At 68.2% G+C, this 15,534-nt stretch carries 12 protein-coding genes and 2 pseudogenes; 5 read left to right on the forward strand and 9 right to left on the reverse strand.

Annotated elements, in window-relative coordinates; translation table 11 throughout:
• The first annotated feature begins 157 nt into the window (after positions 1–157).
• The gene (locus tag RF644_RS17935) at positions 158–1,069 is read left to right on the forward strand and encodes a hypothetical protein (protein ID WP_368797544.1); all 912 of its coding nucleotides are present in this window, start codon (positions 158–160) and stop codon (positions 1,067–1,069) included.
• Here RF644_RS17935 and RF644_RS17940 read toward each other — a convergent pair.
• On the reverse strand, positions 961–1,377 hold the full coding sequence (locus RF644_RS17940) for an MmcQ/YjbR family DNA-binding protein (RefSeq protein ID WP_368797545.1): 417 nt from the start codon (positions 1,375–1,377) through the stop codon (positions 961–963). The genes RF644_RS17935 and RF644_RS17940 overlap by 109 nt on opposite strands.
• A gap of 1,293 nt (positions 1,378–2,670) precedes the next feature.
• On the opposite strand from RF644_RS17940, the gene RF644_RS17945 reads away from it, so the two are divergent.
• The gene (locus tag RF644_RS17945) at positions 2,671–3,516 is read left to right on the forward strand and encodes a Cof-type HAD-IIB family hydrolase (RefSeq protein WP_368797546.1); all 846 of its coding nucleotides are present in this window, start codon (positions 2,671–2,673) and stop codon (positions 3,514–3,516) included.
• Between the two features lie 51 nt (positions 3,517–3,567).
• Here the strand turns inward: RF644_RS17945 and RF644_RS17950 are convergent, their stop codons facing one another.
• The 3 genes from RF644_RS17950 to RF644_RS17960 all read right to left on the reverse strand — a co-directional run bounded on the left by RF644_RS17950 (position 3,568) and on the right by RF644_RS17960 (position 7,958).
• Positions 3,568–4,413, reverse strand: coding sequence for a PRD domain-containing protein (locus RF644_RS17950; protein ID WP_368797547.1), 846 nt, complete (start codon positions 4,411–4,413; stop codon positions 3,568–3,570).
• Between the two features lie 97 nt (positions 4,414–4,510).
• Positions 4,511–5,935, reverse strand: coding sequence for a glycoside hydrolase family 1 protein (locus RF644_RS17955; protein WP_368797548.1), 1,425 nt, complete (start codon positions 5,933–5,935; stop codon positions 4,511–4,513).
• Between the two features lie 70 nt (positions 5,936–6,005).
• Entirely contained in the window at positions 6,006–7,958 is a 1,953-nt protein-coding gene (locus RF644_RS17960; RefSeq protein WP_368797549.1) for a beta-glucoside-specific PTS transporter subunit IIABC, read from the reverse strand.
• A gap of 446 nt (positions 7,959–8,404) precedes the next feature.
• On the opposite strand from RF644_RS17960, the gene RF644_RS17965 reads away from it, so the two are divergent.
• Both RF644_RS17965 and RF644_RS17970 read left to right on the forward strand, forming a co-directional pair.
• The gene (locus RF644_RS17965; RefSeq protein WP_368797550.1) at positions 8,405–8,947 is read left to right on the forward strand and encodes a VOC family protein; all 543 of its coding nucleotides are present in this window, start codon (positions 8,405–8,407) and stop codon (positions 8,945–8,947) included.
• Positions 8,944–10,227, forward strand: coding sequence for a luciferase family protein (locus tag RF644_RS17970; protein WP_368797551.1), 1,284 nt, complete (start codon positions 8,944–8,946; stop codon positions 10,225–10,227). The genes RF644_RS17965 and RF644_RS17970 overlap by 4 nt, the downstream gene beginning before the upstream one ends.
• On the opposite strand, the pseudogene RF644_RS17975 reads toward RF644_RS17970, so the two are convergent.
• Positions 10,124–10,651: pseudogene (locus RF644_RS17975) on the reverse strand (IS30 family transposase); the annotation flags it as partial. The gene RF644_RS17970 and the pseudogene RF644_RS17975 sit on opposite strands and share 104 nt — an antisense overlap.
• Before the next feature lie 226 nt (positions 10,652–10,877).
• On the opposite strand from RF644_RS17975, the gene RF644_RS17980 reads away from it, so the two are divergent.
• The gene (locus RF644_RS17980; RefSeq protein WP_368797552.1) at positions 10,878–12,092 is read left to right on the forward strand and encodes an IS110 family transposase; all 1,215 of its coding nucleotides are present in this window, start codon (positions 10,878–10,880) and stop codon (positions 12,090–12,092) included.
• A 14-nt stretch (positions 12,093–12,106) separates the two neighbouring features.
• On the opposite strand, the pseudogene RF644_RS17985 reads toward RF644_RS17980, so the two are convergent.
• The 4 genes and pseudogenes from RF644_RS17985 to RF644_RS18000 form a co-directional block, all read right to left on the reverse strand.
• Positions 12,107–12,781: pseudogene (locus RF644_RS17985) on the reverse strand (transposase); the annotation flags it as partial.
• Positions 12,782–13,144: 363 nt separating this feature from the next.
• Positions 13,145–13,828, reverse strand: coding sequence for a maleylpyruvate isomerase family mycothiol-dependent enzyme (locus RF644_RS17990; protein WP_368797553.1), 684 nt, complete (start codon positions 13,826–13,828; stop codon positions 13,145–13,147).
• Between the two features lie 67 nt (positions 13,829–13,895).
• Complete coding sequence (locus tag RF644_RS17995; RefSeq protein WP_368797554.1) at positions 13,896–14,768, reverse strand: fumarylacetoacetate hydrolase family protein; 873 nt, start codon at positions 14,766–14,768, stop codon at positions 13,896–13,898.
• A 172-nt stretch (positions 14,769–14,940) separates the two neighbouring features.
• Positions 14,941–15,534, reverse strand: a 594-nt coding sequence (locus RF644_RS18000) for a cupin domain-containing protein (RefSeq protein WP_368797555.1), incomplete at its 5' end; no start/stop codon positions are given.

Raw genomic sequence — 15,534 nt, forward strand, 5'->3', positions numbered from 1 at the left:
CGGCCCCGGACAGATCCCGGCGGTCGGCCCAGGTCAGCGGATGATCGGCAGGTAGCGTCGCCGCCCGTGTGCGGCACCGACCGGCGCGCAAGCAACTGTGACATAGATCACGTTTATGAGCCGTTCGGCGCCCGGGTTCGCCGTACACAACACGGTCATGACGAACCAGATGATCTCCGCGGCCGCCGCCCGCGAGACCTCCCGCGCCACCGACGGCAAGTTCGGCACCCAGCCGCTGGCTGAGGCCGACCTCGACCTCGACGCCACCTCCGGCGCCGAGCAGCCCGCCGACGGCGAGATCGTCTTCCAGCAGCGCGACGGCAAGATCTTCTCCGGCGAGGAGGTCCTCAAGCACGCCCAGGACGCCGCCCGGAAGTACTACGAGATGTACTCCGTCCAATCCAAGACCGGCACCCAGCTGGCCGACAAGGACGACCTCGCCTCCGAGTCCGTCGCCGCGATCGCGAAGACGATCCGCTCCTGGGAGTCCGGCAAGGGCAACGGCGTGACCGACATGGTCGCCGCACTGCGCTCCTGCACGGCCAACCACGCGGTGCGCGCCACCGCGATCGTGTGGCGCCCGGTGGACCGCGCCGCCTACATCAAGTACGACGAGCAGCTACGCCTGATCCAGTCGGCGCTGCAGCGGCCCACCACCCAGAAGGAGAAGGACGCGCTGGCGGAGAAGATCCGCGACGAGTGGCACGACGTCCGGCACAAGCTCTCCAAGGAGTTCCGCCAGGCCATCACCGTGGACCGGCCCCTGGACCGCCCGATGACCGCCGACCCGGAGGGCCCGACCATGGGCGACTCCCCGATTGACTGCGGCCAGGCGGCGAGGTCGGTAACTTCGAAAGGCTCCACCGGCAGCCCGGTGTCCCGCCGGTCGGCGACCGCGGCCTCGCCGCGATTATGGAAACTCGTTGCTGCCGGCCACCGCCGTAGCGTCGGCGGAGGGTGTCAGCTCCGCTGCTCGTCCTCCTCGACCACGATCTCGCGGTCCCGCTGCAGCGCCTCGAGGCCGAGCGGGCGCTTGGCGCGCGGCAGGTTCTCGGCCACGAGCAGGTAGGCGTTGAGCACCAGCTCCTCGACGAGGTCGGCGGTGATGCCGGGGCCGGCGGTGATGGTGATCCAGTGCTTCTTGTTCAGGTGGTAGCCGGGGACGATCGTCTCGAACTCCTGGCGCAGCGCCTGGGCATGGGCCGGTTCGCACTTGAGCGTCACGATCGGCTTCCCGGCCAGGTGCGAGGCCAGCAGGAAGATCTTGCCGACGACCTTGAAAACGTCGTGCTCAGGGCCGAACGGGAAGGTGTGCGTCACCGCCGGGAGCTCCCCGGCGACGCGCATCGCGGTCTCGTGCAGCGCCGTTCCGTCCACGGGGAACCTCCTGGCCTGTGATGTAGTGGGCCGTCCAGTCCTCAGTGTGCGGGCGCCCGCCGGCGGCCTCAAGGGCCCTGGGAGATCAGGAAACGGTTGCGATCTCGTAGATCTCGAAGGAGACGACCTGCTCGATCTCCGGCTCGTCGTACAGGAACTCCGCCTGGGAGTTCTGCTCGCCGACGTATTCGCCCCACTTGGATCACCGCCACCCGCCGTGGGCGGGATGGTCAACTTTGCGGTGGATCCACAACGCCACCGCGAAGTTCCGTGGATCGGTGGCCAGCCCAGGGCGCTTGGCGAAGAACTGCTCGGGGAGTGTCGGCCACCCCGTAGGAGGCGGTCGGCAGCCCGGCGGCCTCGCAGCGGTCGATCTCCGCGGTGACGCGCTGGAAGGCGCCGGTGCACCCCTGGTGGGTGCGCAGCTCAGACAACTACTCCTCGTAGGGGTCCCTGAACTCGGTGACACCGTGGCGGGCAAGGTCCATCGCGTGCAGACGACCCCATCAGGCGCCGGTGCTCATGCGGGAGATCCACTCGGCGTCGATCTGCGGGCCGGCGAGGTCGGCAGGGAAGTCGGTCAGCACGGCAGCGGCTCCTGGGTCACGGTGGTACCGGCACTCTGCCGGCCCTCAGCGTCCCATGTGTGTGGAGCACTCGCCCGGCGTCGTCAGGTCCACGCACGGCTGGGCTGTCACGGCGCCCAGGAGGCTCTGAGCCCCGTCGGACCAGTTCGCGCCAGCAAATGTACTGCGGGAGACTCAGCGAGGCGCCCAGCACCCCGCGGTGAGCTTCAGAGGACGCGTAGCTCCCCGGCAGACAGGCGCAGCAGCGTCCCTGGGGTCAAACCGATCACCGGGGAGTCGGTGCAGTGCACGACCACCGAGCAGAACTTCACCGACTCCACGCCCCCCACGTCCTTGCACGACGCGGCCGCCTCTCGACAAGCATTGGGAATCGGCCAGCTACCGTCATGTCGCATCGCTCACTCCCTGACAAAATTCGGCTCCTATTAGAGATGGCCTTGCCGGTCGTGGCGAAAACCGAGTTGCAGCATACGGGGGTGCATAGGGTTGGCTAGCGAGGCGGCCGTGAACGAGCAAGCGCAAGGGGCTCGTCAACTTCGCCCAGAATATGGAGTGACACGGCACCCTCGCCCGCTCCACTGAGAGCCCCTCGACAGGTACACCGAATTCGTACGTACGCTGGGCGACACCGATCCGGTGATACTGCCCGCGCTGGTGGTCCACATGGCCACGCAACGTCCCGAGAATGACTGTATTGGAGAACTGTATGACTCCCACCCGTATCGCCTTCCTCGACGTCGACGGAACGATTCTCGACCATGGCAAGGCCATCGCTCCCTCGACCGTTGCGGCAGTCAGGGGGGCCCGCGCGGCGGGTCATCTCGTGTACCTCTGCACCGGACGCTCAGCCGGGGCGATACCCCCTCAGGTGAGCGCCATCGGCTTCGACGGCGCAATCACCAATGGCGGCGCGTATGCCACCAGCGGCGCTGAGACCGTCGTCGCCGAACCCATGCCGTCCGACGCCGTGCAACGCCTCATCGACTATTTCGAGCACCGCGACATCCTCTTCTTCCTGCAGACCGATGCCGCCGTCCACGCGTCACCGCAGGTCCAGGAGAAGCTCGATGCCATGCTGCACCGCTGGCAGAGCGCCCACGGTGAGCCGGACGAACCGCAGACGGCGCCTCAAGAGGTGCCACGATCCCGGGATCTCGCTGACGTCGATCTCGACTGTGTGGCGAAGGCGGTGTTCCTCGGGGATGCGGTGGACACGGTCGCGTGCGCCCAAGAGGAGCTGGGCGACCGATTCCACGTCGTGCCCGGCAGCATGCCGCTGCCCGCCGGATCTAACGGCGAGATCGGCATGCGCGGGACCACCAAGGGCTCGGCCATCGAATCGGTGCTGGAACACCTCGATGTCGATCGGTCGGTGGCGATCGGCATCGGGGACAGCTGGAACGACGTGGAGATGTTCGAGGTGTGCGGCGTGGGCATCGCGATGGGCAACGCGGCCCCGGAGCTGAAGGCGCTGGCCGACGAGACCACCACGAGCGTGCGCGACGACGGGGTGTGGAACGCGTTCCTGCGTCACGGACTCGTCGCTGTCTGAAGGTTCCTTTGTGGGGCTCTCGGACCCCGGTCAAGGGTCACGGGTCGTGCGCTAGGGCACGCGGAGATCATCGACCATCCGAGCCACGTGCAGCGTCAGATAGGTCACCTCGTCCTCGGTGAGCGGTTCGCCGAGCCGGAGCTCGAGCACCGCCTGGAGCTTGAGCGCGGTGGCGAAGGCTTCTGGATAGGCCTCACGGATGGCGTTGCCCAGCTTGGTGGCGCCTTCGGCCAGCTGCCGGCCGGTGTGAGCGCGGACGAAGAAGTAGCGCAGATGGGTGATGAATCGGGCGGCGTTGACGGTCTCCCGGTCGAGGGGCCGGCCATAAGCCTGCTCGAGGACCTCGAACAGCTGGGCGAAGACCCCGGTCATCTGGTAGGTGAAGGACAGATCGCCGGTGGCGAAGCCGGCGTTGACCAGGTGCAGGGCGATCGGCACGGCCTCTGCCTCCGGCAACGGCTGCTCGAGACCGGTGTTGACGTGGTCGAGGACCCGCTGGGCGGTCCGCAGTTCGTCGGGGTAGAGGTGGGCGACCTCTGCCCGCAGGGGGTACTCGATGTCGATGCCCTGCCGCAGGCGCTTGATCGCGAAGCTCAGGTGGTCGGCCAGGCCCACCACCGTGGTGGAGCTCAGCGGGGTGCTCATCTGTCCCCGGGCGACTTCCAGGGCCTGGTCCGCCATCAGCAGGTGCTCCGGAGGAATGGCGGCCACCAGAGCCCCGAAGTTGTCCGCGTCGCGCCCGTCGTCGGGGACGAAGACGCGAACCACCTTGGACTCGTCGACCCTCTGCCCGGGTCTGGCCTGGAAACCCAGGCCGCGACCGGTGAGGATCACCTCGCCCCCAGTCGGATTGCGGGCGAGGACGACGTTGTTGTTGAAGACGCGCAGCACCTCCACGCCGTCCTCCTTCCTGTCGATTCCTCCGGAGTCGGCTCCCCGAAGAGGTGGTGGGGGCATTCTCGTGCCCCCACCACCGGGCGTCACAGCACGGCTCCTACTGCAGGGATCCTCCGTTGGTGGCGATGACCTGGCGGTACCAGTCGAAGGACTTCTTCCGGTAGCGCTGAAGGGTGCCGGTGCCGTCGTCGTTGCGGTCCACGTAGATGAAGCCGTAGCGCTTGCTGAGCTGAGCGGTGGAGGCGCTGACCAGATCGATGCACCCCCAGGTGGTGTAGCCCAGCAGCTCCACGCCGTCGGCCACCGCCTCGCGAGCCTGGACGAGGTGGTCGTTGAGGTAGCCGATGCGGTAGTCGTCCACCACGGTCTTCGTGCCGTCGACCTCCACGAGTTCGTCGACGGCCCCGAGCCCGTTCTCGACGATGAACAGCGGCTTCTGCCACCGCTCCCAGTAGTCGTTCATCACCACTCGCAGACCCTGAGGGTCGATCTGCCAGCCCCACTCGGAAGCCTGGAGGGTGGGGTTGGGCGTCCCGCCCAACAGGTTTCCGGCGCTCGTGACCTTGCGGGCCGGGTCGCCAGTCTCACACGAGCTCATGTAGTAGCTGAAGGACACGAAATCCACGGTGTGCGTCAGGTCCTCGCGGTCCTGGTCGGTGATCTCCAGCTCGATGCCGTTCTCCCGGAAGCGGCGCAGCAGGTACCCGGGATACTGACCGCGGCAGTGGATGTCGCCGAAAGCGTAGGAATCGTGGGCGGTGTGCATCGTGGCCACCACGTCCGCGGGGTCCGGGGTCAGCGGGTAGACCGGCATCGCCAAAATCATGCACCCCACCTGAGCGGTGGGCATGATCTCCCGGGCCAGCCGGGTGGCCCGGGCCGAGGCCACCAGCTCGTGGTGGACCGCCTGGTAGAGGTCCTGCTGGGACAGCTGGTCCTTCGGGGTGAGGATTCCGCCGGACATCAACGGGAAGTGCAGCACCGAGTTGATCTCGTTGAAGGTCAGCCAGTACTTCACCCGCTCCCCGTAGCGCTCGAACAGGACCCGGCAGTAGCGTTCGTAGAAGCCGATCAGCTCCCGGGACATCCAGCCCCCGTAGTTCCGCGCCAAGTGCAGCGGGGTCTCGTAGTGGCTGATCGTCACCAGCGGTTCGATGCCGTGCTTCTCGAGCTCGTCCAGAACTCGGTCGTAGAAGGCCAGTCCCTCCTCGTTGGGCGTCTCCTCGTCACCGCACGGGAAGATCCGGCTCCAGGCGATGGAGAACCGGAAGACAGTGAAGCCCATCTCGGCGAACAGGGCGATGTCCTCGGCGTAGCGGTGGTAGAAGTCGATCGCCTCGAGCTTGAGGTTGTCCGGGGTGGGGCCGTCCGTCGGGGGAGTCTTGATCCCGTGCGGCATGACGTCCTGGATGGACAGGCCCTTGCCGCCCTCGCTGTAGGCACCTTCGATCTGGTTGGCGGCAGTCGCGCCGCCCCAGAGGAACCCGTTCGGGAACGTGTCGGGGGAAGTCGTCGTCGTCATCATCTGCTCCTTCGTCTGTGGTCCATCATTCATTAGTCGTGTCTGCTCCGGGTCCTGTGCCGGTCCTGGTTCAGACCTGCACCGTGACCGCCGGCTGACCGTGTGTCACGGTGCCCCGGGCGACCGGGACCACGCCGGCCAGCTGGGCGGTGTTGGTGACGACCACCAGAGTGGTGGAGTCATACCCGGCTTCGGCCACCACATCGAGGTCGACGACGGCAAGAAGATCGCCGGCCTCGACGTGGTCGCCGCGGGCGACGGCCGGGCTGAAGCCGCGGCCCTCCATCTGGACGGTGTCGATGCCGATGTGCACCAGCACCTCGACTCCGTCAGGGGACTTGATGCCGTAGGCGTGCCCGGACTTCATGGCGGCCTTGACGGTCCCCGAGAGGGGAGCGTAGACGTGGCCGTCCGTGGGGACGATGCCCAGGCCCTGGCCCATGGCGCCGGAGGCGAAGACCTTGTCCGGAACGTCGGTCAGGGCCACGGTCGCGCCGTCGACGGGGGAGAGAACCTCCACGGTGCCCGAGACCTCGGTGCCCGTGGCCGTGCCGGTGGGCAGGGTGGCCGTGGCTGCGGTGGCACCGTTCGCCCCGGTGCCGGGCGAGGAGGCAGAGGACGTGGTGCCGGTCTGTTCGATCGGGGCGGGAGGCGCGGTGACGGCCTCGGACTCTCGGGTGCCGAAGAGGAAGGTGAGGGTGAAGGCGATGATCACGGCGATACCGGTGCCGATCAGCTGCATGGTGAAGCTTCCGACCTCGGTGTAGGCGGGCAGTGCCAGAGCCGACGCGAAGACGAAGGAGCTGGCTGCGCTGCCCCCGGCGGAGGCGATGGCCCCGCCGACGATGCCGCCGACGATGCCGAAGTAGAAGGGCTTCTTCAGCGGCAGGTTCACACCGTAGATCGCCGGTTCGGTGATCCCGGCCAGGAACCCGGACAGGGCGGCCGGACCGGCCACCTCGCGGCGGGCGGCGTTGCGGGTCCGGGCGAAGACGGCCGCGGTGGCGGCGGCCTGGGCTAGCACAGCAGCCACCAGCGGACCCATGAGAAGGGAGTAGCCCTGGGTGGCGAGATCGTTGATCATGGTCGGCACCAGACCCCAGTGCAGCCCGAAGAGAACGAACACCTGCCAGAAGCCACCCATGATGGCCCCGGCCAGCCAGGGAGCGAAGCCGAAGATCGCGTTGATGCCGGCGGACAGGCCCTGGGCGGCGAGGGTGGTGATGGGGCCGACCGTCATGAGGATGAACGGGACCATGATGAGGATGCTGAGCAGCGGGGTGCTGAAGTTGCGGAACGCCGCGGGGATGACCCGGTTGAGGAAGCGCTCCAGGTATCCCTGCAGCCAGACCGCCACGATGATCGGGATCACCGAGCTGGTGTAGCTCATCATCACCACCGGCAGGCCCGCGAAGGACACCGGGGCGCCGGCGGCGGCCAGTTCCACGATCGAGGGGTAGACCAGGGCGCCGGCGATGGCCATGGAGGTGAACTGGTTGGTCTTGAACCGCCGGGCGGCGGTGACCGCCAGGAACAGCGGCAGGAAGTAGAAGATCGAGTCGGCAGCCGCGGCGAGGATGACGGAGGTCTGGGACTCGGCGTCCAGCCAGCCGAACTGGGTGGCTGCGCTCAGGAACGCCTTGAGCAGACCGGCTCCGGCCAGCGGCCAGATGATCGGCTGGAAGATCGAGGAGACGAGGTCGATGAACCGGTTGAAGATGTTCCCGCTGGGGGCATCGTCACTACCGGCGGCCGCTTCTTCGTCGCCAAACTTGGTGATCCGGCCCAGTTCGGCGTACACCGTGGGCACGTTGTCGCCGATGACGACCTGGTACTGGCCCCCTGCCTGCATCACCGTGATCACCCCGGGCAGCTTCTCGACGGCGGCCTTGTCCGCCTTGGAGTCGTCGCGCAGCTTCAGGCGCAGACGGGTGGCGCAATGGGTGGCGGAAGCGATGTTGCTCTCGCCACCCACCTCCTGCACGATCCCTGCGGCCAACGACCGGTAGTCCACAACAGCCATGACAGGCCTCTCTCTCCGATTTCGGGCACAAAAAAAGACCTGAGATGCACCATTGGTGCGTCTCAGGTCTTGCCCCGTGTCCGGGTAACAATCCTTCAGGCGGAATCCGCCTGTTAGGACAATGCTACGGGTGAGCAGCCTCACATGCAAGGGTGGCCGCAGCCTAAAGGCTTCTGTGTCACACCATGGCGACCAGCTGTGGTGCGCTTCCGGCCCGGATGGTGGGTGCGAGTCACGCAGCGAGGGAGGGGCGGCAGTCACCCCGCCTCTGGCGTTGCCCCCGGGGGTGCTGGCCAGTGCGGAGTGTTCCGCCTGGTCGCTGGGTGGTCCGTATGTGCTTTACAGATCAATAGTTGACTCAGAAAGTACATGCTGTCACGCTGTCAGGGATTCATCGTTCCTTTCCCGGGACCTGTGACAGGTGCCTGCGTCCTCAGGAGAATGTCGTGCCCATCGATCCCGTCCGCCTCAATCACGCCGTGCTGTTCGTCTCCGATCTACCCCGTGCCGAAGGCTTCTACGCCGGGGTGTTCGGGATGAACGTTGTCGCCCGGGAGCCACGTGCCAATGCGGTGTTCCTGCGCCTGCCGCGCTCGGGCAACCACCATGACCTGGGCCTGTTCGGCCTCGGTGCCGGTGCGCCGCCGAAGCGCCGGGGCGGAATCGGGCTGTACCACCTGGCCTGGCAGGTCGACACCATCGAGGAGCTCTCCGTGGCACGCGAGCAGCTGGTGGCGGCCGGGGCCTACACCGGGGAATCCAGCCACGGGGCGACCAAGAGCGTCTACGGTGTCGATCCGGACGGCAACGAGTTCGAGATCATGTGGATGCTGCCCCGTTCCGACTGGGGTCGCTACGAGACCGAGGCCCCGGTCGAGGCGCTGGACCTGGCCGCGGAGCTGCTCCGCTGGTCGGGTGTCCGAACGGCTGGCAGCATCCAGGCCGGGACAACCGCACCGTCGCAGGAGAACGTGGGGGAGAGCGCGTGAGCGAGACGTTGTTCGGCGACCCGGTGGTAGCCACGGCCGGGTCCACCGACCCGGGCGCCCCGCTGGTCGTGCTGCTGCACGGACGCGGCTCCCACGAACGCGAGATCCTCTCCCTCGCCTCCCGCCTGCCGGTGGGGCCGGCCTACGCGGCGGTGCGCGCCCCGATCGCCGAGGGCGGGGGATTCGCCTGGTTCGCCAACCGCGGCATCGGCCGCCCGCTGGCCGCGTCACTGGCCGCCACCACGGCCTGGTTCCGCGCCTGGCTCGACCGTGTCGCCCCGGCAGGACGGCCGGTGGTGCTCATCGGCTTCAGCGGCGGGGCCGCATTCGCGGGTGCCCTGCTACTCCAGGAGCCGTCCCGGTTCGCCGGGGCCGGGATCCTCTACGGCACTCTGCCTTTCGACGCCGGCATTACCGCCGGTCCCGCTCAGCTGGCGGGGATCCCGGTGTTCGTGGCCCAGGGGGAGAAGGATTCCATCATTCCGCGCGAGCTGCTGGACCGCACCTGGTCCTACCTCCTCGGGGACTCCGGCGCCCCTGCCTACGCCCGGCGCGACCCCGGCGGCCACGGCATCACCGTGCCCACCCTGGCGGAGCTCGGTGGCTGGATCCAGGAGCGTCTGGCGTTCCTGGACCGGCGCGGACCGCTGGCGCCGGCACACGTTGCCGCCACCTGGACTGATGCGCTGGACGGGCGCCTTCCCACGCGGTCCGGAGCGAGGCCGACGGTGTCCTGGACCATTCCACAGGAGCAGCTCACCGACATCGCCCCGCTTGAACTTCAGGAGCGTCTCCTCGCCCGGCTGGCCGCGCTGCCCGGTGTGACGGTGCGGCAGTCGGCGATCTCCGTGCCGGGAGCCCACGGGCTGATGCTGGGGCCCACCGCGGCCGGTCCGTTGGATGCCTTTCTCGTTCCGCCGGCCGGGGAGTTCGCCCATCAGCACCCCCGTTACGACGGCTCCCTGCACGTGGCCCTGCCCAGGCCGCTGGTCGCCGACGCGATCACGAAGGGCTGGGCCCAGGCCCACCCGCTGGCCGGCGTGCGACTGACCCCGGGCATGGTGATGGTCTACGGCCCTCGGAACGAGCCCGAGCTGGAGACCGTGGCCGGGATCTTGGCTACCGCCCGCAGCTACGCCGCCGGTGGCACGCGCGCTCCCGAGGGATTGCCTGGGTTCAACCGGTCGTTGCAACACGGGGTTGGTGAACAGAGCGTAGCTGCTCCTCGAAGACCTCCGCGGGAGTCTTCCAGTCGAGGCTCTTTCGGGGTCTGTTGTTGAGAGCAAGGGCGACTGCTTCGAGGTCTTCGGCGGACCAGCGTGAGAGGTCCGTTCCTTTGGGGAAGTACTGGCGCAGCAACCCGTTGGTGTTCTCGTTCGTCGGGCGCTGCCAGGGAGAGTGCGGGTCTGCGAAGAACACCTTCGTGCCCGTCTCGAGCGCGAACTGGGCGTGGCCGGAGAGCTCCTTGCCGCGGTCCCAGGTGAGCGTCTTGCGAAGTTGCTCGGGGAGCTTGGTCATCGACGCGATGAGCGCGGCGTTCATCGCCGCGGCGCCGTAGCCACCCAGCGCGGGACCGTTCTTGACCGGCGGGGCCTCGCCCCAGCCCTCCGAGCGGGGAAGGTGCACCAGCAGGGTCGAGCGGCTCTTGCGTTCCACGAGCGTGCCGATCGCTGACCGACCGGTGCCGATGATCAGATCCCCCTCCTTACGTTGTTGTGGTGGGTGATTTCGGGGCTGTCGTAGTGTCTCGATCACCCTCGGGCGGCGGGTATGGCTGAGGTCTCCCTGCCGCGTGGACGGCTCACTGGGAATGGCCGCCCGCTGCCCGCCGATGACTCGACCGCTGATTGAGAATTGCGACCTTGATCGCTGGGTAAGGACGTGCCGGCGCGGTCATCGACAGGGCCTCGAATAGCGACCGGGCGGGAGGATGAGGACGATGGCGAGCGTGTGGGCAGGCATCGATGCCGGGAAAAGAGCACATCACTGCGTGGTGATCGATCGGGCGGGCACGGTGTTGCTCTCCCAACGGGTGGAGAACGACGAGACCGCACTGCTCGAGCTCATCGGACGCGTGCTGGATGTCGCCGCGGGCGACGCCGTGTGCTGGGCCACGGATCTTAACGCCGGTGGTGCAGCACTGCTGATCGCGCTGCTGGCCGCCCACGGTCAGCAGCTGCTCTATCTCCCGGGAAGAATCGTCCACCATGCTGCAGCGACCTACCGCGGCGATGGCAAGACCGATGCCAAAGACGCCCGGATCATCGCCGATCAGGCCCGGATGCGCACCGATCTGCAACCGGTTCGCGGCGCCGATCAGATCAGCGTCGACCTGCGCCTTCTGACCTCCCGGCGCACCGACCTGATCTGCGACCGGGTCCGGGCCATTAACCGGCTCCGAGCCACCATGCTGGAGTACTTCCCCGCGCTGGAACGGGCCTTCGACTACTCCAAGAGCAAAGCAGCGCTCACCCTGCTGACCGGCTATCAGACCCCACAGGGGATACGGCGCATCGGCGTTACCCGGCTCACCGCGTGGCTGAAAGATCGTGGCTGCCGCAACAGTGCCTCCGTCGCCCAAGCTGCCATCGATGCCGCCAACACCCAGCACACGACCATTCCGACCCAAGCGGTGGGATCAGCACTGGTAGCGACACTGGCCGCAGCGATCACGGCGATCGATCAGGAACTCGTCGGGCTCGACCGCCAGATCACCGAACGATTCCAGCAGCACGAGAGCGCCGACGTCCTGCTGAGCATGCCCGGTTTCGGGCCCGTGCTGGCCGCCACCTTCCTCGCCAACATCGGCGGCAACCTCGACGGATTCGACACCGTCGACCGGCTCGCCTGCGTCGCCGGGCTCGCACCCGTACCACGCGACTCCGGACGCATCAGCGGCAACCTCCACCGGCCCCGCCGCTTCAATCGCCGGCTCTTGCGCACCTGCTATCTCGCCGCCCTCTCGAGCCTCAAAAACAGCCCGGCATCCCGGACCTTCTACGACCGGAAAAGGGCCGAGGGCAAGTCACACAAACAAGCGCTCATCGCCCTCGCACGCCGCCGTCTCAACGTCATCTGGGCCATGCTCCGCGACCACACCCCATACCGAGAACCGGCCCCCACGCAAGCACTCCTGGCTGCTTGACAACAGCATTGAGATTCCCAGTGGCCGGGAACAGCGCGGTCCGCAGCTTCAGCGGGACGCTGGGAGAAGACGACATCCGCGGTGACATGCCCTGCGGGTCGGTTTTGCGCTCGAGCTCGTGGCTGTCGAAGTGCGCGGCCTGTTCGCAGGCAGGTGACGAGCTCGCGTTCGAGCGCGCCACGGCCCTGGATGAACAGCGCCTGGTAGATCGCCTCGTGGCTGATGCGCATGGATTCATCATCCGGGAAGTCAAGCTTCAACCGATGCGAGATCTGCTCCGGACTCCACGCGATCGCCCACCGCCGGTCCTGCCGGTGCGGCTTGTTCAGCCCCTTCCATGCCGGCGGCTGCGGCCCGACGACAACCGCGCCGTCAGGCCTGCGGACGGTGCCGGCCAGACGCTCCTGCACGTACTTCCGCAACCTGTCATCGGTCGCCAGCTTCGCGGTCTTCGGGCGCTTCGCCGCCTGCTGGGCCTTCCACTGCGCCACCAGCGCCCGGTACTCCGCCTTCCCGCCCCGCGTAGCCGCGTTGCGGCGCAGCTCGCGAGAGATCGTCGAGGGGTCACGCCCGATCCTGCGCGCGATCTCACGCACGCCAACCTGTCTGGCGCGCAGCAGCGCGATCTCCTCGCGTTCCTCGAAGGACAAGTAGCGCCCGGTGGGTTCAGCCAATGAGATCGGCGGCATGCCGCCAGCGTGGCGAAACCAGCGAGTTCCGACCGGCCACGACACACCGACCGCCAACGACGCCTCGACGGTCGTGACGCCCGTGGCGATCAATCTCCAGAACTGGCGCTGCACCGCCCGTGAGGGATCAGGTCGCCCGGGTGAGCGCATCGGCGGCCGCAGCGCCCGATCTGCGCGCCACTGCCGACGCGCGCCCTCGGGCACATCGCCGGTCTTCTTGTTCCAGTCCGCCGTCGCCATCGTCGAACACCTCCGATTCCAGGAAGGTGTTGCGACGACCGGTTGAATCCGCCTTGCATCCCAGCATCTGAATGGCGCAGGGCCCGGGGGTGCTCCCCGGGGCCCTGCGCCGGCCGGCGGGGGTCAGATCCAGCGCGGGTTCGCCGCGCCGGCTCCGACCTCGAGGCGGGCCCCGCCGCGCCCGGAGGCCCACTGCGCGACCGCGGCCAGGTCCCCGCGCACCAGGATCCCCGCGTCCTGGCCGGCGCCGGCCCCGAGCTCCCCGAGCTCCGGGGCGTCGGTGACCTGGATCCGCAGCCCGGGGTCCTTGTCCTGTCCCGCCCAGCTGCCGACCACGTCCTTCAGCAGCCGGGTCAGGGCCTCGGCCGGGACGTCCGAGAACCGGGCCCCGTTGTCGAGGTCGATCGCGTGGATCCAGACCTCGCGGGTGCGCATCCACACGGTCTCCGTGGCCGGCACCGTCCGGCCCTGGGCGGTGCGCACCTCGTGGCCCCAGGCCTCGTCCGGGGTGTCCCGCCACTCGACGTTGAGGGACACCGAGGCGTGGTCGTTGAGGTGGCGCAGCGCCCGGGCCGGCAGGGTCGCCCCGTAGGCGATCTCCTGGTTGCGGGCGGCCGGGGAGGAGTACATCGGGGTCTCCACCCCGGTGTTGGCCCACTGCACGAGCCGGGTCAGGGCGCGGGCGTTGTAGCCGACGTGGGCGATGACGTGGCGGCGGGACCAGCCCGGCAGCAGCGACGGTCCGTCGAGCTCGTCGTCCGTGAGCTCGTTGACCTTGCGGGACCAGAACGCCGTGCCGCGGCGCACCAGCAGCAGCTGGGCCTTGAGGTCCTCGTCGGTGGTGAGGTCCTGACGGGCGACCCTGGCTGACTCCTCAGAGCTGTCGGGCGGAGCCAGCGGCCGGCAACGGCGCCGGTTGCCGGACGGGCTCCACGATGGGGGTGTTCAGCGTGCCGATCCCGTCGATCGTCACCTCCACGACGTCCCCGGCCTGCAGGTAGACCTGCGGGTTGCGGGCCCGGCCCACCCCGCCGGGGGTGCCGGTGAGGATGAGGTCTCCCGGGCGCAACGGCAGGATCGTGGACAGGTAGGACACCAGGTGGGTCGGGGTGAACAGCAGGTCGCCCACGGAGTGCTCCTGCATCACCTCGCCATTGACGGTGGTGCGCAGGGTGGCGGTGCTGGGGTCGAACTCGTCGGCGGTGATCATGACCGGGCCCACCGGGGTGGAGGCCGCCCAGATCTTGCCCTGCAGCCATTCCTTGGTGCGGAACTGCCAGCCACGCATCGAGATGTCGTTGGCCACGGTGTACCCGGCGATGTAGTCCCCGGCCTGCTCCTCGGGCACCTTGTAGGCGGTCTTCCCAATCACCACCACCAGCTCGCCCTCCCAGTCCAGCTCCGGGTCCTCGGTCACGGCCTCCACCGCGTCGTTGGGGCCGGTGAGGGTGTCGGCGAACTTGGCGAACATTGTGGGATGAGTGGGAAGGTCCCGGCCCATCTCCTGGATGTGGGACTTGTAGTTGAGCCCCACGCACAGGACCTTGGACGGAGTGGGCACCACGGCGGCGAGGGCCACGGTCCCGGCCTGGTGCTTCGAACCAGAGGCGCCGGCGGCCAGCTGCTGCCAGTTCTCCTGCCCCAGCAGGGAACCGACGTCGGGGAATCCTTCGATCGCGGTGTAGACCTCACCGTCGAGGCGGGCGGCAGTTGTGGTGGCGCCGGTGCGCAGTGTTGCAAGCTTCATAGGAATGACTTCTCCTGGTCGTGTGTGGCTGGGTGGTCCCTGTGCGCCTGCACAGGGGTGGTTTCGCGGGAGCGTCGGGTGCGGACTAGTTGTCTGCTGTCCGTGGGGCTCGGTGCCCCGCACGCGAGGCGCAGCCGGAGCTCGGTCCGCTCCGCGCGCCGGTGGTGCGGTGCTACTTCTCCTCGCCTTCCACGAAGGTGCGGTTGAAGTTCAGCTTCTCGACGATCGGCTGGTCGCCGAACTTGAACAGGTCGAACCCGGTCTCGGCCTGGATCTGCCAGGCCGTCCAGGACGGGACGACCACCAGGTCGCCCTTCTCCACGACCCGGACCTCGCCGTCGAGCACGAACCGGCCGCGGCCCTCGAAGACCTGGTAGACGCTGGAGCCGACCTCCCGCGTCGTGCGGGTCTGCGCACCGGGGCGGAAGCGGTGGAACTCGGCCCGGATGGTGGGCATGACGTCCCCGCCGGTGGTGGGGTTCACGAACCGCACCGCGGCGTGGCCGGGCTCCACGGTGGCGGGGTAGCCCTCGTCCTCGATGGCCAGCTGCTCGGTCAGCGCCCGGTCGGTGTGCTCCCACCGGTAGGCCCCGATCGGGGAGGACACGGTGTTGCCCAGACCCGACAGGGGCCGCAGGCCCGGGTGGCACCACAGCCGCTCGGACCGGGAGAACTCCGGGGTGGACTCGTCGGTCACCCGGTCGATGCCGAACTCGAAGAACGCGGTGTCGGTGTAGTGCACGAACGGGATGTCGAGGCCGTCGAT

It is taken from the genome of Kocuria sp. CPCC 205258, assembly GCF_040981005.1.
Lineage (GTDB): Bacteria > Actinomycetota > Actinomycetes > Actinomycetales > Micrococcaceae > Kocuria > Kocuria rosea.

Excerpts from the sequence above, each read along its gene's own strand:
- RF644_RS17945 (WP_368797546.1), top strand. The coding sequence starts at position 2,671 with ATGACTCCCACCCGTATCGCCTTCCTCGACGTCGACGGAACGATTCTC.
- RF644_RS17955 (WP_368797548.1), bottom strand. The coding sequence starts at position 5,935 with ATGACGACGACGACTTCCCCCGACACGTTCCCGAACGGGTTCCTCTGG.
- RF644_RS17980 (WP_368797552.1), top strand. The coding sequence starts at position 10,878 with ATGAGGACGATGGCGAGCGTGTGGGCAGGCATCGATGCCGGGAAAAGA.
- RF644_RS17960 (WP_368797549.1), bottom strand. The coding sequence starts at position 7,958 with ATGGCTGTTGTGGACTACCGGTCGTTGGCCGCAGGGATCGTGCAGGAG.
- RF644_RS17935 (WP_368797544.1), top strand. The coding sequence starts at position 158 with ATGACGAACCAGATGATCTCCGCGGCCGCCGCCCGCGAGACCTCCCGC.
- RF644_RS17995 (WP_368797554.1), bottom strand. The coding sequence starts at position 14,768 with ATGAAGCTTGCAACACTGCGCACCGGCGCCACCACAACTGCCGCCCGC.